This window comes from Paenibacillus cisolokensis (assembly GCF_050481165.1).
Taxonomy (GTDB): Bacteria; Bacillota; Bacilli; order Paenibacillales; family Paenibacillaceae; genus Paenibacillus_AH; species Paenibacillus_AH cisolokensis.
In genome coordinates this window covers 1-26,688 of sequence record NZ_JBCNFP010000101.1, presented here as the reverse complement: position 1 = coordinate 26,688, position 26,688 = coordinate 1, and the positions used below count along the sequence as shown (strand labels likewise).

General features: G+C 59.7%; 25 protein-coding genes. 1 reads left to right on the top strand and 24 read right to left on the bottom strand.

Annotation, left to right across the window (positions count from 1 at the left end; genetic code table 11):
• Nucleotides 1-15 precede the first annotated feature (15 nt).
• From dnaG to ABEV74_RS16580, 22 genes are all read right to left on the bottom strand, one after another.
• Nucleotides 16-1,863 (bottom strand): DNA primase, encoded by a 1,848-nt coding sequence (gene dnaG, locus ABEV74_RS16685; RefSeq protein WP_062492363.1) that lies wholly within the window; start codon nucleotides 1,861-1,863, stop codon nucleotides 16-18.
• A gap of 39 nt (nucleotides 1,864-1,902) precedes the next feature.
• Nucleotides 1,903-2,373 (bottom strand): YaiI/YqxD family protein, encoded by a 471-nt coding sequence (locus tag ABEV74_RS16680; protein ID WP_062492362.1) that lies wholly within the window; start codon nucleotides 2,371-2,373, stop codon nucleotides 1,903-1,905.
• Between the two features lie 82 nt (nucleotides 2,374-2,455).
• Entirely contained in the window at nucleotides 2,456-3,274 is an 819-nt protein-coding gene (locus tag ABEV74_RS16675) for a pyruvate, water dikinase regulatory protein (RefSeq protein ID WP_430147716.1), read from the bottom strand.
• A gap of 40 nt (nucleotides 3,275-3,314) precedes the next feature.
• A complete protein-coding gene (gene glyS / locus ABEV74_RS16670; protein ID WP_430147713.1) occupies nucleotides 3,315-5,396 on the bottom strand; it encodes a glycine--tRNA ligase subunit beta in 2,082 nt (693 codons plus the stop codon).
• Nucleotides 5,396-6,277 carry a glycine--tRNA ligase subunit alpha gene (gene glyQ, locus ABEV74_RS16665; protein WP_062492359.1) on the bottom strand — a complete coding sequence of 294 codons (882 nt, stop codon included), beginning with the start codon at nucleotides 6,275-6,277 and terminating at the stop codon, nucleotides 5,396-5,398. Before glyQ ends, glyS begins: the two co-directional genes overlap by 1 nt.
• Nucleotides 6,278-6,816: 539 nt before the next feature.
• The gene (locus ABEV74_RS16660) at nucleotides 6,817-8,205 is read right to left on the bottom strand and encodes an MATE family efflux transporter (RefSeq protein WP_430147710.1); all 1,389 of its coding nucleotides are present in this window, start codon (nucleotides 8,203-8,205) and stop codon (nucleotides 6,817-6,819) included.
• Between the two features lie 157 nt (nucleotides 8,206-8,362).
• Entirely contained in the window at nucleotides 8,363-9,109 is a 747-nt protein-coding gene (gene recO / locus ABEV74_RS16655) for a DNA repair protein RecO (protein WP_430147707.1), read from the bottom strand.
• 15 nt (nucleotides 9,110-9,124) lie between these two features.
• Entirely contained in the window at nucleotides 9,125-9,286 is a 162-nt protein-coding gene (locus ABEV74_RS16650; protein WP_430147703.1) for a YqzL family protein, read from the bottom strand.
• A gap of 98 nt (nucleotides 9,287-9,384) precedes the next feature.
• Nucleotides 9,385-10,302 carry a GTPase Era gene (gene era / locus ABEV74_RS16645; RefSeq protein ID WP_062496679.1) on the bottom strand — a complete coding sequence of 306 codons (918 nt, stop codon included), beginning with the start codon at nucleotides 10,300-10,302 and terminating at the stop codon, nucleotides 9,385-9,387.
• Nucleotides 10,303-10,367: 65 nt separating this feature from the next.
• A complete protein-coding gene (locus tag ABEV74_RS16640) occupies nucleotides 10,368-10,733 on the bottom strand; it encodes a diacylglycerol kinase (RefSeq protein WP_062492356.1) in 366 nt (121 codons plus the stop codon).
• The gene (gene ybeY, locus ABEV74_RS16635; RefSeq protein WP_062492355.1) at nucleotides 10,733-11,227 is read right to left on the bottom strand and encodes an rRNA maturation RNase YbeY; all 495 of its coding nucleotides are present in this window, start codon (nucleotides 11,225-11,227) and stop codon (nucleotides 10,733-10,735) included. Before ybeY ends, ABEV74_RS16640 begins: the two co-directional genes overlap by 1 nt.
• Entirely contained in the window at nucleotides 11,224-13,467 is a 2,244-nt protein-coding gene (locus ABEV74_RS16630; protein WP_430147698.1) for an HD family phosphohydrolase, read from the bottom strand. The genes ybeY and ABEV74_RS16630 overlap by 4 nt, the downstream gene beginning before the upstream one ends.
• Nucleotides 13,468-13,484: 17 nt before the next feature.
• The gene (locus ABEV74_RS16625; RefSeq protein WP_062492353.1) at nucleotides 13,485-14,456 is read right to left on the bottom strand and encodes a PhoH family protein; all 972 of its coding nucleotides are present in this window, start codon (nucleotides 14,454-14,456) and stop codon (nucleotides 13,485-13,487) included.
• A 3-nt stretch (nucleotides 14,457-14,459) separates the two neighbouring features.
• Nucleotides 14,460-15,653, bottom strand: a complete 1,194-nt coding sequence (gene yqfD / locus ABEV74_RS16620; protein WP_430147695.1) for a sporulation protein YqfD — start codon at nucleotides 15,651-15,653, stop codon at nucleotides 14,460-14,462.
• Between the two features lie 13 nt (nucleotides 15,654-15,666).
• Nucleotides 15,667-15,945, bottom strand: a complete 279-nt coding sequence (yqfC, locus tag ABEV74_RS16615; RefSeq protein WP_062492351.1) for a sporulation protein YqfC — start codon at nucleotides 15,943-15,945, stop codon at nucleotides 15,667-15,669.
• 197 nt (nucleotides 15,946-16,142) lie between these two features.
• The gene (locus ABEV74_RS16610; protein WP_430147692.1) at nucleotides 16,143-16,634 is read right to left on the bottom strand and encodes a hypothetical protein; all 492 of its coding nucleotides are present in this window, start codon (nucleotides 16,632-16,634) and stop codon (nucleotides 16,143-16,145) included.
• Nucleotides 16,635-16,695: 61 nt separating this feature from the next.
• Nucleotides 16,696-17,703: a flotillin-like protein FloA gene (gene floA / locus ABEV74_RS16605; RefSeq protein ID WP_430147689.1), complete on the bottom strand. Its 1,008-nt coding sequence runs from the start codon at nucleotides 17,701-17,703 to the stop codon at nucleotides 16,696-16,698.
• A gap of 66 nt (nucleotides 17,704-17,769) precedes the next feature.
• A complete protein-coding gene (locus ABEV74_RS16600) occupies nucleotides 17,770-19,119 on the bottom strand; it encodes an NfeD family protein (protein ID WP_430147687.1) in 1,350 nt (449 codons plus the stop codon).
• A 143-nt stretch (nucleotides 19,120-19,262) separates the two neighbouring features.
• Nucleotides 19,263-19,706, bottom strand: a complete 444-nt coding sequence (locus ABEV74_RS16595) for a GatB/YqeY domain-containing protein (protein WP_062492347.1) — start codon at nucleotides 19,704-19,706, stop codon at nucleotides 19,263-19,265.
• Between the two features lie 16 nt (nucleotides 19,707-19,722).
• Nucleotides 19,723-19,896, bottom strand: a complete 174-nt coding sequence (rpsU, locus tag ABEV74_RS16590) for a 30S ribosomal protein S21 (protein ID WP_062492346.1) — start codon at nucleotides 19,894-19,896, stop codon at nucleotides 19,723-19,725.
• A gap of 86 nt (nucleotides 19,897-19,982) precedes the next feature.
• On the bottom strand, nucleotides 19,983-20,336 hold the full coding sequence (locus tag ABEV74_RS16585; protein ID WP_062492345.1) for a histidine triad nucleotide-binding protein: 354 nt from the start codon (nucleotides 20,334-20,336) through the stop codon (nucleotides 19,983-19,985).
• A gap of 150 nt (nucleotides 20,337-20,486) precedes the next feature.
• Nucleotides 20,487-20,909: a hypothetical protein gene (locus ABEV74_RS16580; RefSeq protein ID WP_430147683.1), complete on the bottom strand. Its 423-nt coding sequence runs from the start codon at nucleotides 20,907-20,909 to the stop codon at nucleotides 20,487-20,489.
• Nucleotides 20,910-21,093: 184 nt separating this feature from the next.
• On the opposite strand from ABEV74_RS16580, the gene ABEV74_RS16575 reads away from it, so the two are divergent.
• Entirely contained in the window at nucleotides 21,094-22,410 is a 1,317-nt protein-coding gene (locus tag ABEV74_RS16575; protein WP_430147680.1) for a phytoene desaturase family protein, read from the top strand.
• 931 nt (nucleotides 22,411-23,341) lie between these two features.
• On the opposite strand, the gene ABEV74_RS16570 is transcribed toward ABEV74_RS16575, so the two are convergent.
• The gene (locus ABEV74_RS16570; protein WP_430147677.1) at nucleotides 23,342-23,965 is read right to left on the bottom strand and encodes a hypothetical protein; all 624 of its coding nucleotides are present in this window, start codon (nucleotides 23,963-23,965) and stop codon (nucleotides 23,342-23,344) included.
• A gap of 173 nt (nucleotides 23,966-24,138) precedes the next feature.
• A partial coding sequence (locus ABEV74_RS16565; RefSeq protein WP_430147674.1) for an SbcC/MukB-like Walker B domain-containing protein occupies nucleotides 24,139-26,688 on the bottom strand: 2,550 nt, incomplete at its 5' end.

Below are 26,688 nucleotides of genomic sequence, written 5' to 3'. Positions count from 1 at the left end.
CCGACTCCCTCCTCCCTAGAAACGATCGTCCTGTCGGTCTTTCAGCTGTCTCTCTAGGGCTATGATCTCGCTGGCAATCTGCGCCGCCAGCATTACATCCCCGGCACGCTCCGCGCGCACCATCTCTTCTTTTTTTCGCTCGATTTCCCGAAGCTTGGGGACTTTTAATATTTCTTTGACGTAGTCTTCCAGCAGTTGCTCGTCGAACGGGAAATCGCCGTCCATCATCAAAATCGATGAAGCTGCCCGCTGCAGCCGGTCATCCTGCAACGTGGCAATGAACCGGCTCACATCCGGTTCGTTATCTTGCGCATAATAGGCGTATATATAAGCGGCCAATGCGGCATGCTCCTCCGCGTTAAAGCCATCGCCGACCCGGTCGTGCACCGTCTGCGCAACCGATGCGTCATGCATCATCACATACAGCAGTCTGCGTTCCGCCTGGTGGTAGGCCGGCATCAGCGTTGGCGCTGCCGCCGGACGGGTCCTGTCATTCCTACCATTATTCCACGAATTATCCGGATTATCCCCGGCCGGCCGTTTTTTTTGCAGTTGCATCCGGAATCGGTTGCAGTCCTGCTTGAGCGCGTCGAGAGAAATATCGAACTCTCGCGACAGCTCCTTCAAGTATACTTCCCGTTCGGTCATCGAGTCGAGCTCGGCCACGGTTCTGACCGCCTCGAGCACGTAGTTTTTGCGTCCTTCTTCTTCTAGGAGTATATGGTTTTTTCTTAAATATATAAGCTTAAATTTCGTGACGGAAACGGGGTGTTCCAGCGTTTCCCGAACGAACGCTTCCGGACCGTATTTATCGATGAATTCGTCGGGATCGAGTCCCCCCGGAAGCATAGCCACCGATACGCGAAGTCCGGCCCGTTCGAGCAGCGGCACTGTCTTCAGAACCGCGTTCTGTCCCGCCGCATCGCCGTCATAGCAGATGATCGCCTCATCCGCATGAGGCCGGAGCGCCGCCGCGTGCTCCGGCGTGAGCGCCGTGCCCATTGTCGCGACGCCGTTCGCAACGCCCGCGCTCCACGCCTTGATGACATCCATATATCCTTCGAACAGGACGACGGTCCCGCTCTTGCGAATCGCCGGACGCGCCTGATGAAAGTTGTACAGCAGCCTGCTTTTCGCAAAGAGCGGCGTTTCGGGAGAGTTCAAATATTTCGGCTGACCGTCGCCGAGTATTCTCCCGCCGAACGCAATCACTTTGCCGTCCCGGCTCCAGATCGGAAACATGATCCGCCCGCGAAACCGGTCGACAAAGCCGCTGCCGTCCTGCTTCGCCGCCAGCAGACCGCCCTTTTCCATCAGCCCGAGGTCGAATTTTCGAGATTCCAGAAATTTGGCGAGCGTATCCCATCCTTTCGGCGCATATCCGATGACAAACCGGTCGATCAGCTTCTCGCCGATGCCCCTGCTGCGCAAATAGGCCATCGCTTCCCGGCCTTGGGCCGTATTGAGCAGCAAGTAATGATAAAACTTGGCCGCCAGCTCATGCGCTTCCCTGAGCTTGTCCCGCGCCGAATCGACAGGCGACGGACCGGCGCTAGGCGCGCTCCAGGAAACGGGGATGCCGGCCTGCTCCGCCATCGTCTTCACGGCCTCCGGAAACGAGTAGCCCTCTATTTCCGCCACAAACCGGATGACATCCCCGCCCTTGCCGCAGCCGTAGCAATGGAAAATTTGTTTCTCCGGCGTAACCGTAAAAGAAGGCGTCTTCTCGGAATGAAACGGGCACAATCCTTTCATGTATTTGCCGTGCTTGGTCAGATGAACGTACTTCCCGACCGTTTCCACGATGTCGTGGCTTCGGAGAACCGCGGCGATGACGGATTCCGGAATTCTGGCATATGTCATCGTCCATCATCTCCTGAAAATAACACGTAATACTATTCGCTACGGTTCACTATTCTCCTGCCGCTCCAACAAAACTTTTGTCAGCTTTTGTTGAAAATGCCGCCGGTCCTCTTCCGTCATCGCCCTCGGTCCTTTGGTCCGCCCCCCGCTCCTGCGCCGTTTGGCCTGTTCGTGGCGGCGGTCGAGCAAATAGCCGATCGTCCGATCGTCATATATTTGCCCCCGGTTCGACAGGGCGACAGCCCCTTTGGCGAGCACGATCGCCGCCAGTCCGAAATCCTGCGTCACGACGATGTCCCCGCGCACAACCCGGCTTACGATATACAGGTCGACCGCTTGACTATGCCGGTCGACCTGGACGATATCAACGCCTTCCTCGGGTACAAGCAGATGGTCGTAGGACGATACCATCAGGACGGGGACGCCGAATTGTTTCCCGGTACGCGCGATTTCCGCTTTGACGGGACATGCGTCCGCATCGACGACGATGGTCGGCTTCCCGGGTTTCATCGCTCATCACCGTCCGATTTTTCGTCTTCTCTTAATATATACAACATCGCACCGGCAAAATCCTTCCGCAAAGCTCTCCGCCTTACGAACTGTGGCGTCCGACCGCCTCCATAATCAGGCTGGCCGTTTCCTCCACCGCCCGGTGGGAGACGTCGATGACGACGCAGCCGAGTTTCTCCATCACCTGCTGGGCGTACGCCAATTCGCGCTCGATCCGCTCGGGCGTCGCATAGGCCGCGTTGTCGGGCAGGCCGAGCGCCTTCAGACGCTCCTTGCGGATAATGTTCAAATAATGAACGCCGATCGTCAAGCCGACAATTTTCTCGCGGGGAATCGTAAACAACTCCTCGGGCGGTTTCAGCTCGGGAATGAGCGGCACGTTGGCGACTTTATATTTTTTATGCGCCAGATACATCGAGAGCGGCGTCTTCGACGTGCGCGACACCCCGACAAGGACGATGTCCGCCTTCAGCACGCCGGTCGCATCGCGCGCATCGTCATATTTGACAGCGAATTCGACCGCCTCCACCTTGCGGAAGTAGTCTTCGTCCAGCACATGGTTCAATCCGGGCTCCTGCCGCGCCCGCCGCCCCGTCTTCTCCTCAAGGCTGCCGATCAGCGGACCGAGAAGATCGATCGCGACGATGCCGGTCTCTTCGGCAAGCGACAGCATGGCGCTGCGCAGCTGCGGGATGACAAGCGTGTACAGCACGATCGCCTGCTGCGCCGCGGCCTGTTCGATGACCCGCTTCAGCACTCCAACGTCGGAGATGAACGGGGCCCGCCGTATATCGGCATAGATCGGATGAAACTGGGCAACCGCCGCGCGAATGACATACTCGCCCGTATCGCCTGCGGAGTCGGACACGATGTACAGAATGACCTCCGGATTTTTCGGCATCCTAACATCCCCCCTTATGCGGCGGGCAGCAGTCCGCCGCCTACCATACCAGCTTCGCGAAATCCGCCACCCGCGAGATGTCGGACGCGATCGCCGCCAATGTGGCCAGCCGGTTGCGCCGGATCGCCTCGTCGTCCGCCATGACCATCACCGCGTCGAAATAAGCGTTGATCTGCGGCTTGAGGAGCGCCAGCTTCTCCAGCGCGCCGGCTGCGTCCTTCGCATCCAGCGCCTGCGCGAATCCCGGATGCACGTCTTGCCAGCAGCGGTACAGCTCCCGCTCGGCATCGGCTTCGAAGAGCGACTCGTCGGGCTGACGCGAATCGGCTTTGGCCGCCAGGTTGGAAACCCGGTTAAAGGCGTCCACGGCCGTCTTGAATTCGTCCCGCGCTTCTCCCGTCACGGCGGCAAACAGCGCGCTCGCGCGCTGCACCGTCAGCAGCAAATCGTCGAAGCCGGAAGCCATGACCGCGTCGGCGACATCGTAGCGGACGCCCTGCTCGGACAGCACGTTCTTGACGCGGAGCGCGAAGAAATCGTACAAATCTTTGCGGATGTCTTCCGCGGTGCGCTTGGCCTCCTTGCCGCCATGCGCTCCGAGCCCCATCTCGAACAATTCGTCGAGACGGACGTCAAGCCGCTGCGCCAAAATAATTTGCACGATGCCTGTCGCCTGACGGCGCAGCGCGTAAGGGTCCTGCGACCCGGTCGGCACGATGCCGATCGAGAAGCAGCCGACAATCGTGTCGATCTTGTCGGCAATCGCGACGATCGCCCCGACGAGCGACGACGGCGTGCGGTCCCCGGCGAAACGCGGCTGATAATGCTCGAATACGGCACGGGCGACCGCTTCCGGCTCGCCGGCTTTGCGGGCGTAATCCTCGCCCATAATCCCTTGCAGCTCGGGAAACTCGTAAACCATTTGCGTCACGAGATCGAACTTGCAAATGTCCGCCGCCCGGCTGACGGAGCCTGCCGCCGCTTCGTCGAGGCCGAGGCGGACGGCCAGCCGGTCCGCGATCGCCCGAATGCGGCGCACCTTGTCGGCAAGCGTGCCTAGCTCCTCGTGATAGACGATCGTCTCGAGCTTGGACAGCGCGTCCGCGATCGCCAGCTTCTGATCCTCCGCGTAGAAAAACTTCGCGTCCGACAGCCGCGCGCGCAGCACCTTCTCGTTGCCTTTGGCCACCTGCTCGATCGAAGTCCGGTCCCCGTTGCGGACGGTGACGAAGTACGGCAGCAGCCGGCCGCTCTTGTCCAGCACCGGGAAGTAGCGCTGATGCTCGCGCATCGATGTAATGAGCACTTCCTGCGGAATGTCCAGGAAGGACGGATCGAACGTGCCGAACAACACGCTCGGCGTCTCGACGAGGAACACCACTTCCTCGAGCAAGTCCTCCTTGACGGCGATATCCCAGCCCTTCTCTTCCGCCAGCGCTTCGATCTGGCGGACGATTTCCCGTTCCCGCTCGGCCGGATCGGCGATGACATGCTGCGCGCGCAGCGTTTCTAGATAGCGGTCCGGCGACTCGATTACCGCTTCCCCGCCAAGGAAACGGTGGCCTCGCGTCACATTGCCGCTGCGCACATTCGTCACTTCCATCGGCACGACATCGCTGCCGTACAGGGCGACGATCCATTTGATCGGGCGGACGAACCGAAGCTCGTAGCTGCCCCAGCGCATGTTTTTCGGAAACGTCATCGACGTGAGAATGCCGGTTAGCCCTTCCGCAAGCAGCGTATCCGTCGCGACGCCTGCGCTGCTCTTATTTACATATACGTATTCGACGCCGCCCAGTTCCTTAAAGAACAGCTGATCCGACTCCACCCCCTGGCTGCGCGCAAAGCCGAGCGCCGCTTTGCTCCATTGCCCCTGCTCGTCGACCGCGATTTTGCGCGACGGTCCTTTCACTTCCTCGCTCACGTCCGCCTGCTTCTCTTCGACGTCGCGCGCCAGCACGGCGAGACGGCGGGGCGTCGCGTACGCGCTCACTTCGCCATGGCCGATGCGGGAATCGTCCAGCCATTTGACGAGCTTTTCTTTCAGTTGATTCATCGCGCCGCGAACGAAACGGGCGGGCACCTCCTCGAGGCCGATTTCGAACAGCAGATGCTTCGCCATTAGCGCTCCTCTCCTTTCTTCAGCAGCGGGAAGCCGAGACGCTCCCGTTCCTGCAGGTAAGTCGCGGCGCATGCCCGCGCCAGATTACGAACCCGGCTGATGTAGCCGGTTCGCTCCGTCACGCTGATCGCCCCGCGCGCATCCAGCAGGTTGAACGTGTGCGAGCATTTGAGCGTGTAGTCATACGCCGGGAACACGAGATTTTGTTCCAGCGCCTGCCGCGCCTCCTCCTCGTACATGTTGAACAGCGTGAACAGCTTCGCCGTATCCGATATTTCGAACGTATATTTGGAATGCTCGTACTCCGGCTGAAGGAACACGTCGCCGTATGTGACGCCGTCCACCCATTCGAGCTCAAATACGTTCTCCTTCTCCTGAATATAGGACGCCAGCCGCTCCATCCCGTAGGTGATTTCCACCGCTACCGGGTTCATGTCGATACCGCCCACTTGCTGGAAATACGTAAACTGCGTAATTTCCATTCCGTCGAGCCAAACTTCCCAGCCGAGTCCCCATGCGCCGAGACCCGGATGCTCCCAGTTGTCCTCCACGAAACGGATGTCATGATGGGCCGGATCGATGCCGAGACGATTCAGGCTTTCCAGGTACAGCTCCTGGATGTTGTCCGGCGACGGCTTCATAATAACCTGGAACTGGTGATGCTGATACAGCCGGTTCGGGTTTTCCCCGTAACGGCCGTCGGCCGGGCGGCGGGACGGCTCTACGTATGCGACGTTCCACGGCTCCGGACCGATAACCCGGAGAAACGTCATCGGATTGAGCGTCCCGGCCCCTTTCTCGACGTCGTATGGCTGCACGATCAGACAATTTTGCTCTGCCCAAAATTGCTGCAGCGTTAATATCATTCCTTGAAAATTCATCGCTGGCGACACTCCTTGTCCTTCAGAATTGAATGGGCGGCGACTGTTCGCCCCCGCGGCGAAAAGCGGAATACGCGGCCCGGACACGACAAAAAACCCTCGTCTCCACGCCTGCTTGCAGACGTAGGGACGAGAGTATTCTCCCGCGGTTCCACCCTACTTGGCCTTCTCCCTACGGCTCGCAAGGAACTTCGGCCCGCTTTGGTTGCATCCGTTCAAGACTCCGGAGCGCCATTTCGCCGATTCATCCGTCCGGGCTTCCACCGTCCCCGGATCGCTGGCTGCGCGGTTCGCAACCGGCTACTTTCTCCTTCATTGTCCTATCCTATTCTTTTCGTCTTATCAGAATGATTATAGACAAAATCAAAATCGCTGTCAATGTCCACTTCCGAAAAAAAAGTCCGAACATTCGTCGGCCGCGGAAAGCGGCGGAAAGGCGGCAGAGCCTCGGAAGCGGTGGAAAACCGCGGGTGTCGGAAGCGGCAGAGCGGCGGAAAGCCGCGAAAGCGGAAAGCCGCGGTAGGGGGCGGAGCGGCCTGTCACAAGTCCGCCGCGACGACGGCCTGCCGGCGGGCGTCCGCATCGCGAAAGCCTTCCGCAAGCGTCAGCTTCGTGCGGTGGTGGCGCCAACGGACGAGACTCCAGATGCCGCGGATATATTCGTCGGCGATCATGGCCGCGTAAATGCCGTACAGGCCCCATTGCAAATGGATGCCGAGCGCATAGGACAGTCCGACCGATACGATCCACATGCTGGCGAGCGCGGTAACCATGACGAATTTACTGTCTCCGATCGCGCTGAGCGACTGGCCGAGCGCCATATTGAACATTTTGCCCGGCTGCAGCGCCAAATTCAGCCAAAGCAGCGCCACGGCGGTGTCGACGATCCATGGATCGGCCGTAAACCACCGCATGACGGCATGCCGGAACAGCAGCAAAAGCGCGGTATTGGCGAGAACGATGACGATGCCCGCAGCGAGCGCCTTGTAGGCGCTGTAATACGCTTCCTTGTACGCCTTCGCCCCGTACAGATGGCTGATCCGGATTTGCACCGCGAGCGCAAGCGACCAGCCGACGGTAAAGGCGAACGATTCGAGCGTGTTCATATACGTCCGCGCCGCCAGCTGCTGCGCGCCCATCGAGGCGATGATGCTGAAAATGACGAGCTGGGATAAGGTCCAGGAGCCGCCGTTTATGCCGAGCGGCCAGCCGATGCGCAGCACTTGCCTGAACAGCGGCCAGTCGAAAACGGCAAATTCCCTGAGCGCGATCCGCTCCCCGAACGCATGCCGGAACAGGCGGATTTGCAAAACGAGCGCAAACAGCCGGCTGATGACGGTGGAAACCGCGACGCCGAACAATCCCCATTGCGGAAACCCGAACGCGCCGAAAATGAACGCGTAATTGAGCGCGATATGGATGACGTTCATCGCGAGCGAAATGAACATCGGCGATCGCGTATCGCCCGTATTGCGCACCGCCGTGCTCAGCGACAGATTTAGCGCCGTCACGGCCATGCCGCCGCCAATGACGGCCATATACGTATAGGCGAGAGGCCGAATATCGTCCGGCACCTGCAGCGCGGCGACGATCGGCTTCGTTCCGAGCGCAAGTACAACGCTGACGGCAACGCCGAGCGCCGCCGTTACCGTCACCGACATTATGGCGATCGTCCGGGCGTCCGCCGGCTGCCCCGCTCCGAGCTTCTGGGCGATCAAGATGCCGGCGCCGCTGCACACGAGCGTGAACAGGACGATAATCGCATTGAAAAACTGGTTGGCAATGCCGGTCACGGCCACCGCATCGTCGGAAATCCGGCTCACCATCAGCGTATCGGCCGTGCCAAGCATAAATTGCAGAAACATTTCGATCATAATGGGCCAGGTCAACGCCCAGATGGATATCGACCTTTTGTTCGTTGTGCTCATATAAGGGCAAGCGCCTCTCTTTTCGTCAAACTGATGCCCATTGTAGTCCGCTCTCGGCGTCCCGTCAACTCCTGCATCGGCCGGCGTTTTCCGCTTTATGCCCCAATAGCGGAAGGAGCCGGTCGATTCGGCTCCTTCCTTGCGCAAACGCGATATTTTACAACGAATATTTGTCCATTTGATCGAGGAATGCTCTGGACTTCAAATGATAGCCGAGATGCGCGTCGGTCAGTCTGCGCATGGCGGTTTTCAGCGCCGCTTTCGTCTCGTCTTTTACCTGCACATGGCCTAGGCGCGTCAAATCCATCCGGCGAAACAGCCGCAGCAGCTTCCACGGTCCTTCCGCCAGCTCGAGCGCTTCGGGATCGCGCGGGAAGCAGCGCCGGCACAACGCGCCGCCGGCGGACGCCGACAGCCGGAACGGCCCGTCTTCGGCGCCGCACGAAACGCATGCGTCGACAACCGGACCGTATCCGGACGCCTCCAATATTTTCATTTCATACAAAAACGTGACGATTTGCGGATCTTTCCCTTCCTCCAGCGCTTCCAGGTAAGCGCGAAGCTGGCGGAACAGGTAACCGCCGGCCTCGTCATCCTGCAGGCTGCGGTCGGTCAGCTCCGCCGCATAGGAAGCGTAAGCCGCCAGCTCGAGATTTTCCCGCAGCGCGTGATGGGAAGCGATAATCTCGCCGCTGTTCAACGTGCCGAGCCCGCTTCCGCGAAAAAACACGAATTCCCCGTATGTAAACGGCTGGGCGAGCGAAGCGTGGCGGCTTCTCGCCTTCTTCGCTCCGCGAATGAGCACGCCAGCCTTGCCATGAGTATCGGTTATGATCGTCACGATTTTGTTGCCTTCCCCGTAATCCATACTGCGGATAACGATTCCTTCCACACGGTAGAGCACCCGCGACTCCTCCTGTTACGATCCGGTCGCCCCTCCCGCTTCCGCCGCAAAATCTTCCTCGTCCGTTTGCCCTTCGTCTGCGGTTTCCGCTACTGTGAGCTGATTCATTTCCCTGTAGAGCAAAAATGCGTCCAAATCGCCGGTCAATGTAAAATACCTCCACGAAAAATCCCGCATTCGTATCCATCCTTTCTCCCGGAAAATGTTTCGTCCCACGGTTTTAGGATGCGATAATCGCACGGTCTCTATCCCGACAATCGATTTGTCAATTCCCGTCAGTCGTTTCGGAAACCCAAATCTTTCAGCACATGCTCCCGGTTGCGCCAGTCTTTTTTCACTTTGACCCACAGCTCCAAATACGTCTTCGATCCGAGGAGCGCCTCGATGTCCTGGCGGGCCAGCCGCCCGACCTCCTTCAGCATCGCCCCGTTTTTGCCGATAATAATCCCTTTCTGCGAATCCCGCTCCACAAAAATAACCGCGCCGATATAGACGACGCCGTTCTCCTGCACGCGCATATCCTCAATCGCGACCGCGATCGAATGCGGCACTTCCTCGCGCGTCAGATGCAATATTTTTTCGCGGATCAATTCCGCGCAGACGAACTGCTCGGGATGATCGGTCACCTGATCGGCCGGGTAATATTGCGGACCTTCGTCAAGGTAACCGATCAGCGTATCGATCAGCGTGCCGACGTTGTTGCCCGCGGCGGCGGAAACCGGCACAATTTCGGCAAAATCGTACAACTCCTTGTACTGCGCGATGATCGGCAGCAAATCTTCCGGCTGCACCTTGTCGATCTTGTTCATGACGAGAAAAACCGGCGTCTTCACCTTTTTCAGCTGTTCGATAATATACCGGTCGCCGCCCCCGATTCCTTCCGCCACATCGATCAGAAACAGGACGGCATCGACTTCGTTCAGCGCGTTCTCCGCCGCCTTTATCATATAGTCGCCGAGCTTCGAGGACGGCTTATGAATGCCCGGCGTATCGAGGAAAACGATTTGCGCTTCGTCCGTCGTATAAACGCCGTGAATTTTGTTGCGGGTCGTCTGCGGCTTGTCCGACATAATCGCGATTTTTTGCCCGATAATCCGGTTCATCAGCGTCGACTTGCCGACGTTCGGACGGCCGACGATCGCGACGAAGCCGGAACGGAACGGCCGACGCTCCCCGTTCGCTTGCTGATTCATTGCCATATTCCAACTTCCTTTTATCCGTAATGGTTTATCATGGTTTATCTTTGCGAAAAAAAAGGTCAGCCGCCGAAAAGCAGCCGCCAAAGAGGAGGGCCGAGTATAAACAGACCGGCGAGCGCCGCGCCAGCCGCAGCGACAAGCACCGCGCCGGCCGCGGCGTCCTTCGCGGTCTTGGCGAGCGGGTGCGGATCGGGGCCGATCCGGTCGATCGTCCGCTCGACGGCCGTATTGACCAGTTCCAGCGCCATGACCGAAGCGGCGGCGAGCGCCAGTACAGCCCCTTCCAGCGCCGAAACGCCAAGCGCCGTCGCCGCGACGGTGACGGCAACGGCGAAAGCCAGATGAATCCGCATATTGCGCTGGGTGCGCACCGTATACGCCACGCCGGACACCGCAAACCGGAAGCTTCGCAGGAAACGGCGCATTAGCGGGGCAAGCCTGCCTTCCGCAGCACCGCTTCCTGCTTTTCCATCATAACGGCTTCCGACGCCTCGTCCTGATGATCGTAGCCGATCAGATGGAGAAAGCCGTGGACGAACAGAAAGCCGATTTCCCGTTCCAGCGAATGGCCGTACTGCTCGCTCTGCTCCTTCGCCCGCTCGATCGAAATGATAATATCGCCGAGCATCTCCGGGAATTCCTCCGGCTCCGGCCCGCCGTCTCCGAATATGATGCCCGGCTCGCCGTCGCTTTCTTCTCGCATCGCGAAGGAAAGCACGTCGGTCGGACGGTCGATATTCCGGTATTCCCGGTTCAGCCGCCGGATTTCGGCGTCGTCGACGAACGTAAGCGCCACTTCGCCGTCCGTCAGCCCTTCCGCTTCGCCAGCCAGCCGCAGCAGTTGCTCCAGCCGGGCGATCCACGCTTCCGGTATGTCCATCTTGTCCTGCTCATTATTCCATTCCAAGCGCAAACTCATGCTAGCCGCTCCTTCTGTTTCACATCGTCCGGATACTCGATCCTGGAGTGGAAAATACCCACTACCGTTTCCTTCAACGTCTGCGCGATCCGGTCCAGTTCCTTGAGCGTCAGATCGCACTCGTTGAACTGATTGTCATCGAGTCGGCTCTTTATAATTTTGCGTATCATCGAATCGATCTGCTCCATCGTCGGATTGCGCAGGCTGCGGACCGCCGCTTCTACACAGTCGGCGATGCCGACGATCGCCGCTTCCTTCGATTGCGCTTTCGGACCCGGATAGCGGAAATCTTCCTCAGTGAAGTCGGGCTCCACGCCGTCCGCCTCGGCCTGCTTGAGCGCCTTGTGATAGAAGTACTTGAGCGACGTCGTCCCGTGATGCTGCTCCGCGATGTCGCGAATCGGCTTCGGAATGTTATAGCCTTTCAGCATTTCCACCCCGTCGCGGGCATGGGCGATAATAATCGATTTGCTCAGCTTCGGATCGATCGAATCGTGCGGATTCTCGATATTCGTCTGATTTTCGATAAAGTAGTTCGGCCGCTTCGTCTTGCCGATGTCATGATAGAACGAGCCGACGCGGCACAGCAAGCCGTTCGCGCCGATCGATTCCGCCGCCGCCTCCGACAGGTTGCCGACCATGACGCTGTGATGGTACGTGCCCGGCGTCTCGGTCAGCAGCTTGCGCAGCAGCGGATGATTGGGGTTGGACAGCTCGACAAGCTTCAGCGCCGACAAAATGCCGAACGTCACTTCGAAAAACGGCATCAACCCGATGACCAGCACCGCCGTAATCAGTCCGCTGGCGAACGCGAAAGTAGCGGAGTACAGCATCGCCGTCCGGTCGAGCGTGTCGCCCAGCAGCTGCAACACGATGACCGAGATGACGCCGAACAGGCTTGCGATGATGCCGGCTTTCAATATGGTCGACCGCTGGCTGGCCCGGTGAATCGCGAAAATGGCCGAGAACGACACGACGACGATGAAAAAGCCGTAATGAAAATCGAAAAGCTGGTCCTGCCGCAAGCTGAAAATAACGCTGCCTATAATGGCGAACAGAATCGAGCTGACAAAGGCCAGATGAATGTCGAGCAGCAGCGTAATCAGCATCGCGCCCATCGCGGCGGGAGCCAAAAATCCGACATAGGATACGCTGTCGGTCTGAATCATGCCGACAATCTGCATCGTCACGATATTGACGAGATAGATCGTCAGCAGTATCAGCAGCTGCACGTTGCCGTATGCCGGCTTCGCACCGCTGAAACCGCCCGTCTGATGGAGGAAGCTGTAGATGGCCAGCACGAACAGCAGGGACATTAGCAAAACGCCGACCTGCGGCCAATATGTTTTCTGTTCCTTCAACAGGTTAAGCCCTTGCAGCCGCTCGTAAATTTCCTCCGTAATCAACTGGCCCTTGCTGACGACGATATCGCCTTCCTTGATGACGACCTGCGGCGTATTCTCCTTGGCCAGCACCCGCGCTTCGTCGGTCGCTTCCTTGTCGGCGAACTTGTTCGGCATAATCGCGAACCGGGCCAGCTCCTGCACGATCTCCCGCGCCGTCCGATCGTCGAGCGCACTCGCGTTAACGAGCTCCGCGACTTTCGTGCGCGCCGTCTCCGCTTCCCGGAGCTGCTCGCTCATCAGCTTGCGGACGACCTCGACGCCGACCTGCCGCATTTCGGCGATTTGCTCCACCGTAAGACGCGGCATCTTGTAGAACGTCTCTTCCGGGATCGTGTAGGCCTGCGCTTTTACGACCCTGGCCATTTCGTCCAGCAGCGAATCGTTGTACGTGCCGTTGCCGCGGTTATTTTTGACAAAATTGTCCACAAACTCTTCATAGCGGCGGGGAATTTCAGTCCGGTAAATATCGATCTTGTTCTGTTGGGTCACCTGATCGTCCGTGTTGAGCTGCTCCATCCGGTCGAATATTTGCGCGATCAGGTTTTCGTTGCGCAGCGCGACGATCGAATAAATTTGCTCGACCTTCTCCGCCGCCTGGTCCTTCGCAAGCTGGGTCGCCTTCTCATCCACCCATTCTCCGGGCGCTTTAATGTCCTTCTCCGCCCGTGTGTTCAGCTTGATATCGTATGTCTCCGGAACGAGGTGCGGCGACAGATTGAAATAAAACAACAGAACGAACATGAGCAGCAGCAGCAGGCGTACGCCCGCGCTCTGCCTCCAGCCGGCCGTGATCGCAGGGGACAAGCCCCGCTTTTCCTCATTCTTCCGGTCCATGAAACGTCAAATCCTCTCTATCCTTGGTTTTCCGCGTACCGATTGTAGGCCGAAATAATTTTCTGAACCAGGGAATGGCGTACGACGTCTTGCTCCGAAAAGGATATAAAGCCGATTTCATCGATATTTCCCAAAATGCGCTGAGCGGCGATCAGCCCGGATTGCGTGCCCCGCGGCAGGTCGATTTGGGTCACATCACCCGTAACGACCATTTTGGAGCCGAAGCCGAGTCGGGTCAGAAACATTTTCATCTGCTCGGGTGTCGTATTTTGCGCTTCATCCAAAATGATGAACGAGTCTTCTAACGTCCGTCCCCGCATATAGGCGAGCGGCGCGATCTCCAAAAGCCCCCGCTCGAACGACTTGGCCGTCTGGTCCGGACCGAGCACGTCGTGCAGCGCATCGTACAGCGGCCGCAAATACGGGTCTACCTTTTCTTGCAAATCGCCGGGCAAAAATCCGAGATTTTCACCCGCTTCGACGGCGGGCCTGGTCAGGACGATTCGCTTGACCGCGCCTTCCTTCAGCGCCGCCACCGCCATGACAACGGCGAGGTACGTCTTGCCCGTTCCCGCCGGACCGATGCCGAATACGATATCTTTCTTCCGAATAGTAGAAACATAATGGCGTTGGCCTAACGTCTTCACCCGGATCGGCTTCCCGCGGTACGTTGTCGCAATTTCCGCCTTGAACAGGTCGAGCAGCTCGACCGCCTGCATCGAGCGCGCCAGTTCCAAGGCATACATCACGTCCCGTTCGCTCGGCTGATAACCTCCGCGGATCAGTTGAAGCAGCACGGAAAACAGCTGTTCGAGGGAGTCGACCTCCTCTCCGAAACCGGAAATGACGATCTCCGCATCCCGCGAGCGGATATCCGCATTCGTCTGCGCCTCGATCAACCGCAAATATTTGTCCTGCGGGCCGAGCAGCGCCAAGCCTTCCGCCGCATTATCGAGCGAAATTGTTGCGACTTTGGTCTGATTGGGCAAATCTCATTCTCCTTGCATTTGTACTATTGGCATTTCGGTAACGATCGATTGCTCTACTTCAAAAAGTACTTTCATATAAACTTTACCATTGTCCGTCTTTTCATGCAAAAGGTTTTGCGCGAGCACCTTCGCATCCTTGCCCGCCTTGGCCAAAATATCCGCCTGCGCCTGCATGATTCCGGCCGCTTTCGCCTCCTCGGCGGTCAGCTCCCGCTCGTCGATCCGCACCTCCATCAACCGTTCCCGCATCTTGCCCACCGGCAGCTTCCAGTTCCGCCACTGCGCCTGCGTGACCAGCGGAACGGTTTCATATGCGGCGAACGGCACGCTGCCGAAGCCCGATATCTGCAGCGCCCTGTTGCCTACTACCGCATACCATCTCGTCTTCGACTCTCCCGTATAGACTTTCACCCGCCGGGTAAGCGGAGAGACAATATTATACTCGTACCATACGATGCCCCGCACCGTTCCTTTGGCGACGACCGTGCGGGGATCACTTTCCAGTCCGACCGTGCCTGAAATGAGAATATCGCCTTTGCGGACGCGCGAGTTTTTTTTGACGACGGCCCGTCCCGTTTCCACCAGCACTTCGGTGACGACCGCATCCGTCGACGCCACCAGATGGCGGGGACTGAGCAGCGGCCGGCTCTCCGGCCGGGTCGACTCGACGACCCGGATCGTCAGCCTTGTGCCTCGCTTCTCGACGCTGACCCACGCGACGTCGGGCAGTCTGGCCTCGAGCCGCTTGGAGAGCACGTCCGAATCCGGAAGACGGAAAGACCATTGAAACGGACGGACGCCCTCCTCCTCGGCAGCCTTGAGAATCGCTTCCTCGCTTATACCGACGTTGCCTTTCACATCGATGTTCCAGACAAGCGAGGATAGCGCATAGATGCCGGCAACGAACATGAGCAAGCCGACGGCAAAAAATTTCCGCCGCTCCAGCTTGACGAGCCAGAACGGAAATCCCCGGCGGCCCGTAATCCGCAGCTTGCAGCTTGTCTTCCTGATATAAGGACGAAGGCGGAACAAATCGCCGACCGTTACGGCGCATTCGACATCGCCGGCGCTTGTCCGACGTATAGACCACAGCCGCAGGCCGCCGGCCAGCGCTTCGTTGACTAGCTTCTCCGGCTGCCCGCCGACGATCCGGATCGTTACGATTCCTTGCATCCATTGCATCCAAGTCCCATTCACGTCAGTCAACCTCCTATTCGAACACGTGAATTTGGCTGATCACACCTTCGATGAACACTTCATCGGTCCAGATCGTCCGGATGACCAGATCCTTGCCCGTCACTTCCACTTCTCCTTTGCTCAATGCAAGCCGCAGACGATCGCTCGAAAAATAGATGACGCCGCGGTGATTTTCGATATAGAGCTGACGATCGCCGATCATCGTAAAACGGGGGAGGTCGTACACGACGTCCTGCGGCATTTCCAGCACGTCGGCAGTCCATTTGCGAAGCTTGCGTTTCAGTCGGCGCATCGAACGCATCCCTCCCTTTACCGTACTGTACCAAACATATGCGGCCGAACGGCATTTTATGTAAAAGCGGGGAAGCGCCGCATCGCCGATTCGTTCGGCGCTGCTAGGCATACGAAACAGGAAAAGCGGCAGTTCGAAAAAAAACCGCCTTCCCACGAGTGGGAAAGCGGTAAAGCGGTTTTCGCCGCAGCAATGCATTATCGCGATCTGCCGAACGGGCGCTTGGCCCGGGGCGGGCCCAAAATTTCGGCCCAGACGATCGCCCGTTTCAAGTCGTCCGCATCGGGCGAAGGGCGGTGCGGATTGCGGGCTTCGTGCGGCTCGGCCGGCCTGGTAGCCGCCGCATGCGTCACGGCCGATACGGCAGCCGGCCGCTGTCCGCGGCTTGCTGCGCCTTCTTCTCCGAACCCGCTTGCCGAAGTATAGACGCGTTCCGGCAGCTTGCGGCTTTCTCCGCCGCCGGCGCGGCCTTCGTCCGTCCTCGCCGCCGGTTCCGGCCGCGCTTTCGGCCGGGGACGGCTCGGCGCCTCCGGCACCGGCATAAATTCCTTTCCGCCGCCGCCGAAATCCGGCATCCGGTGCGTTCCTTTCTTTCCTTTGTCCGACCGGCTGAACAGCGAAAGGAGAAAACCGATGATCGCGATCACGACCAAAAAGTTGTCGAGCACCAGTTCGATCAACTGCTCCATGCTGCAACCCTCCCGGCGTCAGCCGCTAAGGCGGCTGTTCGTTTTCCGCGCACGGTTACGCTCATTGCCCTTCTTTGCCGTCGGTCGGAGCGTCCGGCCGGCCGATCGAGCTGCGCATTTGCGTATCGGCCTCGATATTTTTCAAATTCAAGTAATCCATAACGCCCAGCTTGCCTTTCGCCAGCGCTTCGGCCATCGCGAGCGGCACCTGGGATTCCGACTCGACGACGCGGGCGCGCATCTCGACGACGCGGGCCTTCATTTCCTGTTCTTGCGCAACGGCCATTGCGCGGCGCTCCTCGGCTTTCGCCTGGGCGATCCGCTTGTCGGCTTCGGCCTGCTCCGTCTGCAGATGGGCGCCGATATTTTTGCCTACGTCGACATCGGCGATATCGATCGACAAAATTTCGAACGCCGTTCCGGCATCCAGTCCTTTGTCCAGGACGGTGCGGGAAATCAGATCGGGATTTTCCAGCACGTCTTTGTGCGAATTGGAGGAGCCGACGGTCGTGACGATCCCTTCCCCTACGCGGGCGATAATCGTCTCTTCACCGGCGCCGCCGACGAGTCGCTCGATGTTCGCGCGGACGGTAACGCGCGCCTTGACCTTCACTTCAATGCCGTCCTTGGCCACCGCAGCTACGACCGGCGTTTCGATGACGCGCGGATTGACGCTCATCTGAACCGCCTGCAGCACATCCCGGCCGGCCAGGTCGATCGCCGCAGCCCGCTCGAAGACGAGCGGAATATTGGCCCGCTGAGCGGCGATCAGGGCGTTGACGACGCGGTCGACGTTGCCGCCCGCCAGAAAGTGGCTTTCCAACTGATTGATCGTAAGCCCGAGTCCGGCTTTCGTCGCCTTGATCATCGGATTGACGATCCGGCTTGGCACGACGCGGCGCAGACGCATGGCGACGAGCGTAATGATGCTGATGCGCACCCCTGAAGCGAGCGCCGAAATCCAGAGCATGAGCGGAAAAAAGCTCAGAAACACCGAGATCAGAATGATGACCACTACCGCGATAATCAGAAACGAGGCGGTGGGGTCTAGTCCGAACAGACCGTTCATGAACAACTCTCCTTTATTTCGTTTTGTGCTGCGGCTGCGGAAGAGACGCCCCGCGTCTTTCCTCCGCTACACTTCTTCTCTAACGACGACGCGTACTCCTTCCACTTTAACCACTTTTACCGTTTTTCCCGCCTGAATAAACTCGCCGGCGGTAACGACGTCGAACCGTTCGCCGTCGATCTCCACCGTGCCGGCTGGGCGCAGCGGGGTAAGCGTCACGCCGCTCTTGCCGGCAAGCCAATCCAGCGAAGGCGCCGGAATGTACCCTTCTTCCGCCGTCAACGCATCGCGCAAAATAAACCGGTTCCAGACGCCGCGCTTGTTGTTCCGTTTGGCGAACCAGAAAATGATGACGATCGCGATGACGAAAGCGAGCGCCAGCGAAACGAGCGCCTTGACCGCGTCGGGAGCCGCCATGACGACTCCGCCGACCAGCGACAGACTGCCAAGCGTGCCCAGTATGCCGAAGCTCGGAACGAAAATCTCCAGTATAAGCAGCACGATGCCGACGACGAACAGCACAACCGCTTCCAAGCCGGCAAAGCCCGCCACATAGTGGCCGAAGAAATAGAGGATGAAAGCCGCCAGACCTGCGATGCCGGGAACCCCGAAGCCGGGTACGAGCAATTCGATCGCGAGGCCGGCGATCCCGAGAATAAGCAAAATCGTCATAACGGCGGGCTGGACAAGCCAGCGGGCCAGCTTCTCGGCCGCGGTCATCTCAAAATGGATGACGTTCCTGTCCCCGAGCTTCAGCCATTGCAGCGTCTCGTCGACCGAACCGGCAATATGGTCGGCATACCCGACTTTCAGCGCATCCTCCGCGCCGAGCGACAAAATTTCGCCTTTTCCTTTCGCAATGCCGTCCGTCTTCTCGTCCAGCACGACGTTTACATCGACCATTTTGGCGGCGATATTGGGATTGCGGCCGTTCAGCTTGGCCGCTTCGGTCATTTTCGTCGTCCAGTACGAGATCGTCTTCGGATTGTCGATCAGCGTACCGCTTCCGTCGACGACGGCTGCGGCTCCGATCATGCTGTTCGGCTTCATGACGATATGCTCGGCGTTCAGAGCGATGTACGTACCAGCCGAAACCGCCATGTCTTCCACGAAAACGGTCGTCGGTACGTCGCTCTCCCGAATCAGCTTGCCGATCTGCTCGGCGCTGTCCACCCTTCCGCCCGGCGTGCTGATGACGAGGATGATCCGTTCGGCTTCCGCTTCTTCCGCATCCTTGTATGCCCGCTCGAGGTACGACTGCAGCCCCTGCTCGATCGTGCTCTCGACCGGCACGACGTATACGGCCGGACCCGCTTCCGCCGCGGCCGGACCCGCGAACGACGACAGCGAGACGACGACCGCAAACCATACAAGCAGCGGCGCCAGCCATCGTTTTCCCCAACGGTTAACGCGCATCGCGTTGCCCCCTTTCCTACTGCAATACTATATTACGGAAAACAGTTGAAATCGTTTCATCGTTTCATTGATATGTAGCATGCGTAAAAAAAGGATGAACATGCAAAAACACCCCCTAACAAGGGGGTGTCGGATTCGAGCCGCTATTGCAGGAATTGCTGCACGATCTGATTGACAAGTTTACCGTCAGCCCGCCCTTTGACTTTCGGCATCAGGGCGCTCATGACTTTTCCCATTTCAGCCTTGGAAGAAGCACCGGTTTCCTGGATGGTCTGCTGCACAATAGCTTGAATTTCTTCTTCGGTCAGCTGTTCGGGAAGGTAAACGCTAATAATTTCAATTTCCGCGGCTACGTTGTCGGCAAGATCGTTTCGGCCGGCCTTGCGAAATTCTTGGAGGGAATCTTTACGTTGTTTGATTTCACGACTGATTATATCAAGCACTTCATTATCATCCAGCGGACGTTTCAGTTCGATTTCCTGATTTTTGACTGCTGAACGGATCATCCGAATCGTGGAGAGCTTGAACTTGTCCTGATTCTTCATTGCTTGCTTCATATCGTCGTTTAATCGCTCGCTAAGGTTCATCGTTGGAAGGATCCTCCTAGTACTTTCTCTTGCGCGCGGCCTCGGACTTCTTCTTGCGCTTGACACTTGGCTTCTCGTAATGCTTGCGCTTCTTCACCTCAGCCAATACGCCGTCTTTTGCAATCGAGCGCTTGAAGCGACGCAATGCAGCATCGATCGTCTCGTTCTTGCGAACCTTGGTTTCTGACACCAGTTTTCCCTCCCTCCGAAACAGACCGTCCAGAGCCCATAAACACGGTTATCAAACTTCATTATATGTTAAAAAGAAAGGCAGTGTCAACTTGCGGAATCCGCGACAAGCGCCCCCAGTTTCCGCCCTCCGAGCAGATGAATATGGAGGTGATAGACGACCTGTCCGCCATCGGCGTTGCAGTTGTTGATCAAGCGATACCCCGATGCGTCGATGCCCTGTTCGGCGGCGATTTGCCGGGCGGCCGCAAAAATTTCCGCCACTACCGCATCGTCTTCCGCGCCGACGTCGTTCATCGTCGGAATATGCTTTTTCGGAATGATGACGATATGTACGGGTGCTTGCGGCTGAATGTCGTGGAAGGCTACGACGTTTTCGCTTTCATATACTTTGCGCGACGGCAGCTCGCCCTTGACGATTTTGCAGAATACGCATTCCATTTGCTTTCGGTCTCCCTTCTTCAACTTAACGTTCCGCTTTCCGCTTCTCCTATCATATCGCAAATGGTGCGGCTCGTCCAACGCCGGAAGCCGGCGGACGTTCGCCGCTTCCGAAATGGGCCCTCTAGTCGGGGCGGGCGGCCCGGCCGCTCAGAAGAACGGCAGCAGCGACAGCGCCAGCAGCGCCGCAAGCGGGAATACGACCGGGTAAAACCGCCCGCGGGGATAGTAAGGATACGGATACAGGCCGTAAGGGGATCCCCAACCCCAGTACGGAACATAGGCCCGATAATCCGGGCCGTAGCCGGCGCCGCCATAGACGTCCGGGCCGTACACGTCCCGTCCGTCGTTCCCGTGCACCGCGACATATCCCCCTCCGGTCGGCACGGCCAACCGGACGAATTGGTCATCGACGCTTTCGATGATGCCGTCTATGCACCAGCCGTCCTTCGTGCGCAGCAGCACGTAGCGATGCCGGTATTCGTGGCACCATCTTTTGATATCGTGCTCCGTCGCCTTGCCGCCTTTGCTGCCTTTATCGCCTTTGCTGTTGTCCATGTGGCTCTTCTCCATCGCTGCGGTTAACCTCCTGCCTGCAATCGGTTTTACTCCATCATATGCGGCCCTGGGCATTCGGCTACTTGCTCCCTTCTGATAACAATTATCAATGCCGATTCGTTCAGACTTTCAGTCCGAAACGGCATTGGTTCCGGCGCGCGAACGCTCCTATAATAGAAGGGAACAGGAGGAATCCCGAATGGATATTGCGATTATTGGCGGAGGGCTTGCCGGATTGACGGCAGCCGCCTATTTGTCCGAACAACCTGCGATGCGCGGCGTATTGTTCGAGCGGAGCCCGCAGCTCGGTGGGCGCGCTTTCACGTATGAAAAAGCGGGATTTACATTGAATTACGGCGCGCACGCGGTCTACGGCATCGACCGGCATACGCTGACCGTCATGGAGCGGGAGCTCAAGCTGACGTTCGAGAGCAAACAGGTGGACAAACGGAAGGTCATGTACGAGAAAGGGAATCAGATTACGGAGGCACCGCTCGATTTTGTCAATCTCGTCAAAACGGATTTGCTCCGACCGCTGCAGAAGATGCGGTTTGTCGGAGAAATTACGGCGATCATCGCAAACATTCACCAACTGAAGCATTACGCCACATTAGGCGATTATATCGCCGCTTCCGGAGCGGGCGAAGATGTGAAGGAGCTGTGGGAGCATCTGGTCTGCTCCAACTTTTTCATCGCGCCCGAAGACGCGCGGAAAGTGCCGGGCCCGGTAATCGCCGACTATTATCATAATCTGTTCCTGTCGCAGCGGCCGGTCAATTACGTGCTGGGCAGCTGGGCGGTCATTACGAACCAGCTGAAAGCGAAAATGGACGCCTCCGGACGCTGGGAAACGGCGCTTAAAGAAGGCGTCGACGGCGTTCGTTACGAGAAAGGCAAATATTGGCTCAAAACGAAAAACAGAGAGCAGCCGTTCGACCGGGTCGTCTTCGCGATGCCTGTCCAGCAAGCGGTCAAACTGCTGGCCGGCACGCCATGGGAACCGTTCATGGCCCCGTACGAAAACAGCAGGCCGACCGAGGTCATGGTGTACGACGTCGGTCTGAGGCGGGTCGTCGCCCGCCCGTTCAGCTATATCAGCGATATGAACAACAAGCTGTTCATTACCGACGTCTCCGCCACCGACCATACGCTCGTACCGGAAGGAGGCCAGCTGCTGCAGGGCATCGCCTACTTGCATGACGATTCGCTGGCCACCGATGAGGAGCGCAAAGCGTACCTCGAAGAGCGGACGACCCGGATGGAAGCGCTGTTCGACCGTCATTATCCCGGCTGGCGGGATGCGATCGAGGTGAAGCGCGTCTCGAAAAAGGCGATGGTGCAGAGCGTCAAGCACATTAGCGGCAACCGCTTGCTGCCGAACCGGGTCGAGAGCGTGCCGTTCTATTTCTGCGGCGACGGCTGCGAAGGCAAAGGAGAACTCGCCGAACGGGCTTTCTCCAGCGGCCGCCGGGTGGCGCAGCTGATCCTGGAATCGGCATTGGCCGCAGTTCATTAACGCCTGGGCCGGCCCCCGCTGCGAGCCGGCACTTCCCGGCCTGCGCGCAGCTTGTCCGGCCGACCGCCCCTTCTCGGCCGACCGCCCCTTCTCGGCCGACCGGCCCTTCTCGGCCGACCGGCACTTCCCGGCCGACCGGCCGGGCCTGGGTGAACGTTAAATAGCCCCCGCCTAGCGGCGGGAGCAGGCTCCGACTATGCTGTTGTTAGCTTTTCTTCATCCGTCATTCGGCCGGAAGCCGAATTCGAACAAGGCATGAACAGTTCGAGCGCTTCGGCATCCGGCGGAGGGGATGAGCAGAGGTTCGTTCGCGCAGACGGATCGTTATTCGCGACTGAACATTATTCCTCGGACAGAACGTTGTTTCGCAGACAGCACGTTATTTTCCAACAGAAAGTTACTCTCGGACAGAAAGTTATTCCTCAGACGGAACGTTATTCCTCAGATAGGACGTTACTCCTCAGGTAGGACGTTACTCTAACGAATATCACAAGCGTTATTTGTGCTCATAAGCTGATTTTTGCGATTTAACGAATCTGAGCCACCTTATTTGCGATATTCCGCCTGAATTGGACTACTTTTAAGCAAATAGCGTTGCTCAGATTCGTTACAATTCCGGAACATCGATTTTTCGCCAAATAGCGATTGTCAGATTCGTTAGGCTTCTCTTGCCATGAGAATGTCACGGTTCGCCGGTCGCCTCGAATCGGGTTCGTGCACCTTGGCCCGTGCTTTTGCCTCCGGCTCCGATTCACTCTTGCCCGAGCCCGCTGAGTGATGGATTCGCCATGCCATTGTCCTCCACTTTCAGGATGGCTTTAGTTTGTCAGGCTTGGCTAAGATTGAACAGGCGGGCTGGGTTTGAAGCTTGCCGTCCTGACCTGGCCGACCGGCCGGGCCGAACTTGACGGGCTTCATGCGCTTCGAACCTTCATTGACCTTCGCCGGCGGCTCCGAACCCGGACATCGCGTCGAGCAGTTGTCCCCCGATGACGGCCCAGCCGCCGCCGCCGTTTTGCAGACGGATCAAAAACGATTTGTTGTCGCCCGCCGAAGTATCGAATTTGTCCAGAATACCTTGCATTTGTTCGTAAGCGGCGCGAATCGCCAGTATTTCCTCCCGCTCTGCTGCGGTCAGAACGCCCGCTCCGTTCGCAATATCGCCGAACGACCGCTCGACGGAAAGAATGAAGTCCGAAGCGCTGCGGCGTTCCGCAGCTGCATCCTCCCCGCTGATTTTCACCGCCGTTTCCGTGAATTCGGCCAGCAAGTCCGCATCCCGAAGCGACAGGCCAAGCCTGTACAGCGCCGACGCGCGCTCTTCCGGGGATACCGCTTCCAGCAAGCCGGCCGTCCCGTCCATGACGGACGCGACGTGCCGCTTCGCCCCTTCGGCCGCCCGAACAATCTGTTTACCGTTCTCGACGCCCCGATCCATTCCGTTCTTCAAATAGAGCGTGTACAGCAGCACGTTGCCCATCAGGCTGAACACAAGCAGAACAAGCGTAACGGCAAGCGCATATGAGCGTTTGGTCGATTTGGATTCCAACTTCATACTCCCTCTTTTCCATACCGTACAGTTACGGCAAGCTTAATAGGCGCAGCGCCAGAGCCGGGCCGAAAGGCGGCGGCTCCCCGTCCATGGCGCAAGGCGCTTCGCCGCTCTCGATGCCCGGCTGCATGCGGCGGCAACCGGAAACATAGGCGCACAGCCCGAGGCGCAAGGCGTCACATCGTTTCGATCGCGACGCGGCTGCCCGCCCCCGACGGATCCGCAGGCGTAACGATCAGCCGTCTCGGCAGCCGGGCCCTCAGCTCCGGCACATGGCTGATGACGCCGACAGCCAGTTCGCTCGTGTGCAGCTTTTCCAGCGCGGCAATGACCGTCTCCAGCAATTCCGGATCGAGCGTGCCGAATCCTTCGTCCAGAAAAAAGAATTGCAGCGGATGCCGCCCGCGCAGCTGAATTTGCGCCGATAGCGCGAGTGCGAGCGAAAGCGAGGCAAGGAAGGTTTCCCCGCCGGAAAGCGTCGACACCGGCCTGCGGATGCCGCCGTTCGCATCGTCGCGGATGACGAAGCCGCCGCCGGAATCGACCTCCAGCGCGTATCTCCGCTTCGTCAAGTAGCCGAGACGCTCCGATGCGACGCGGCATACCTGGACGAGCTGCTCCTCGGCTATGTATTCCACAAACGCATTGCCCCGGAAGACGGACTGCAGCTTGGCGAGACGGCCCTGCAGCTCCTGCAGCCCGCGCCGCTTCTCCTCGAGCTCCGTCCAGCGCTCGTGCTTGCCGGCCAGTTCGTCCCGATCGCGCTGCGCCCTTGCTTCCGCCTGCAGCTTCTCTTCGCTCGCCCGCTTCGCGGCGGTCCAGGCTTCAACGCAAGCGCTCCATTCTTCGTCCGACACCGAGCGACCGCCGAGCTGCTCGCGGAGCAGCTCCACCTGAGCCGCCAGCTGCTTCTCGGCCTCGCGATGCCGGGCGATCGCAGCTTCCATCGCTTCCTTCTGCGGCAGCAGCCCGCGCAGCGACGCAACGGCTTCGGCGCTCTCGAATTCCGAACCGGCAAGCAGCTCATCCCAATGCGCGGAAGCCGCGGCCAGCCGTTCGGCGGCGGTCTGCTCGGCTTCTTCCGCCGCGGCCCGGCGCTCGGCGCTCTGCTGCAGGGCGGCCTGGGCCGCCTCATGCTCGCGCTGTGCGGCCTGCAGCCGGTCGCGCAGCGACTTCAGCTCGCGCTCGGCTGCGGCAATCAGCTCGGCGGCGGGACGGCCGCCGGTCCATGCCGCCAGCCGTTCGCGCTGATCCGCCGCCAGCCGGCGGTCGCCCTCCAGCGCGGCGGCCGCCTGCACGGCTTCCAGCTGCGCCTGCCGCTCCGCCTCCTGCAGCTCGGCAAGCAATTGCCGGTGCTCTTCCAGAAAGGTGACGCTCCGTTCGAGCCGCTCCTTCAAATCGTCCGTTTCTTTGTCGCGGCGCTCCCAGTCGGCGAGCGTCTCCTCCGCCTTCTCCGGCGGCAGGCCGGGAAACTCTGCGGCCCACCGCCCGTCATCCGCCGCCATTGCCGCTTGCGCTTCCTCCGCCCTGCGCCGCACCGCCGCTAGCGGGCGCTCCAGCGCCCTTAGCTCGGCGGCCGCAGTCTCGGCACGGCTTCGCGCCTCGTTCAACCTTTTCAAGGCGGCGGTCAACTGCTGCCCGAACCGCCCGAGCTGCAGCTCGCACGTCCGGCGCCGCTCCTCCGCCGCCTCCAGCGCCGCGGAAGCTTCGGCAAGTCCGGGCGCTCCGGCGAATTCCGGCATCGCTCCGGGCGCCTGCGGAGTCGCGGCGACCGCGGCGGCCGCTTCAGCCGGCCACGCGCCGAGCAAGTCGCGGGCCGCGCGGCCGGCCGCATCGTCGGCGGAACGCAGCGGTTCGCCATGCAGGCCGTCTGCCGCTTCGCGCAGCTTGGCCAGCCATTCGTCTGCGCGGTGCCGGACAGGCGCAAGCGCGAGGAGCGCTTCCTGCATCCGCCGCAGCAGCCGCTCCCAAGCGGCAGCGCCGCCCTCGATCGCGTCTGCGGCGTCGGCAGCACCGGCGGTGGCGGCAGCGGTGGCAGCCGGCTGCGCGTTCGGCGCCGATTGGCCGTGCAGCGCCGGATGGCTGCAGGAGCCGCATACGGGGCAGGGCGCTCCGTCGGCCAGCTCCGCCGCAAGCTGCGCGGCAAGCCGCCAGCGCTCCAGCTCCCGCTCCCGCTGCCTTTCCCGCTGAAGCGCCGTCTCGGCTGCGGCCGCAAGCCGCCGCAAGCCGTCTTCCAGTTCGCCGAGCGCCGCCGCAACCGGCGAAACCTCCCGTTCGGCCGCGGCCAGCTCCCGCCGCTCGCGCTCGAGCGCCGCTTCGGCCTGGCGGCAGTTGTCCGCCGCTTCGGCGGCGGCCTTTTCCTGCGCGGCCAGCTCTTCCCGGGCGGCGGACAGCTGTGCCGCCAGCGCCTGCCGCTCCTGCAGGCGGCGCGACAACAGCAGGCGCTGCTGGCGCTCGTGCGGCTTCAGCTCGACTGCCTGCAGCGCCGCTTTCAGCTCGCTCTGCCGCGCCGTGCCGCGAGCGAGCTTCTCGTTCGTTTGGGCGGCATGCTCGCCATAACGCCGCTGCCGTTCGACGGCGTCCGCATGGCGGCGCTCGCCGTCCTCGATCGCTCGCGCAAGCTTGGCGGCTTCTTCCTCGAGCCGCAGCGCTTGCGCGAGCTGGTCGAGCCGCAGCGCCAGGCGCGGCTCGGCCTCAGCCGCGGCGGCGCTCGCCGCGGTCCATGC

Excerpts from the sequence above, each read along its gene's own strand:
- dnaG (WP_062492363.1), bottom strand. The coding sequence starts at position 1,863 with ATGACATATGCCAGAATTCCGGAATCCGTCATCGCCGCGGTTCTCCGA.
- ABEV74_RS16680 (WP_062492362.1), bottom strand. The coding sequence starts at position 2,373 with ATGAAACCCGGGAAGCCGACCATCGTCGTCGATGCGGACGCATGTCCC.
- ABEV74_RS16675 (WP_430147716.1), bottom strand. The coding sequence starts at position 3,274 with ATGCCGAAAAATCCGGAGGTCATTCTGTACATCGTGTCCGACTCCGCA.
- glyS (WP_430147713.1), bottom strand. The coding sequence starts at position 5,396 with ATGGCGAAGCATCTGCTGTTCGAAATCGGCCTCGAGGAGGTGCCCGCC.
- glyQ (WP_062492359.1), bottom strand. The coding sequence starts at position 6,277 with ATGAATTTTCAAGGAATGATATTAACGCTGCAGCAATTTTGGGCAGAG.
- ABEV74_RS16660 (WP_430147710.1), bottom strand. The coding sequence starts at position 8,205 with ATGAGCACAACGAACAAAAGGTCGATATCCATCTGGGCGTTGACCTGG.
- ABEV74_RS16650 (WP_430147703.1), bottom strand. The coding sequence starts at position 9,286 with ATGCGGGATTTTTCGTGGAGGTATTTTACATTGACCGGCGATTTGGAC.
- era (WP_062496679.1), bottom strand. The coding sequence starts at position 10,302 with ATGAATCAGCAAGCGAACGGGGAGCGTCGGCCGTTCCGTTCCGGCTTC.
- ABEV74_RS16640 (WP_062492356.1), bottom strand. The coding sequence starts at position 10,733 with ATGCGCCGTTTCCTGCGAAGCTTCCGGTTTGCGGTGTCCGGCGTGGCG.
- ybeY (WP_062492355.1), bottom strand. The coding sequence starts at position 11,227 with ATGAGTTTGCGCTTGGAATGGAATAATGAGCAGGACAAGATGGACATA.
- ABEV74_RS16630 (WP_430147698.1), bottom strand. The coding sequence starts at position 13,467 with ATGGACCGGAAGAATGAGGAAAAGCGGGGCTTGTCCCCTGCGATCACG.
- yqfC (WP_062492351.1), bottom strand. The coding sequence starts at position 15,945 with ATGCGCCGACTGAAACGCAAGCTTCGCAAATGGACTGCCGACGTGCTG.
- ABEV74_RS16610 (WP_430147692.1), bottom strand. The coding sequence starts at position 16,634 with ATGGAGCAGTTGATCGAACTGGTGCTCGACAACTTTTTGGTCGTGATC.
- floA (WP_430147689.1), bottom strand. The coding sequence starts at position 17,703 with ATGAACGGTCTGTTCGGACTAGACCCCACCGCCTCGTTTCTGATTATC.
- ABEV74_RS16600 (WP_430147687.1), bottom strand. The coding sequence starts at position 19,119 with ATGCGCGTTAACCGTTGGGGAAAACGATGGCTGGCGCCGCTGCTTGTA.
- ABEV74_RS16595 (WP_062492347.1), bottom strand. The coding sequence starts at position 19,706 with ATGAACCTTAGCGAGCGATTAAACGACGATATGAAGCAAGCAATGAAG.
- ABEV74_RS16585 (WP_062492345.1), bottom strand. The coding sequence starts at position 20,336 with ATGGAATGCGTATTCTGCAAAATCGTCAAGGGCGAGCTGCCGTCGCGC.
- ABEV74_RS16580 (WP_430147683.1), bottom strand. The coding sequence starts at position 20,909 with ATGGAGAAGAGCCACATGGACAACAGCAAAGGCGATAAAGGCAGCAAA.
- ABEV74_RS16575 (WP_430147680.1), top strand. The coding sequence starts at position 21,094 with ATGGATATTGCGATTATTGGCGGAGGGCTTGCCGGATTGACGGCAGCC.
- ABEV74_RS16570 (WP_430147677.1), bottom strand. The coding sequence starts at position 23,965 with ATGAAGTTGGAATCCAAATCGACCAAACGCTCATATGCGCTTGCCGTT.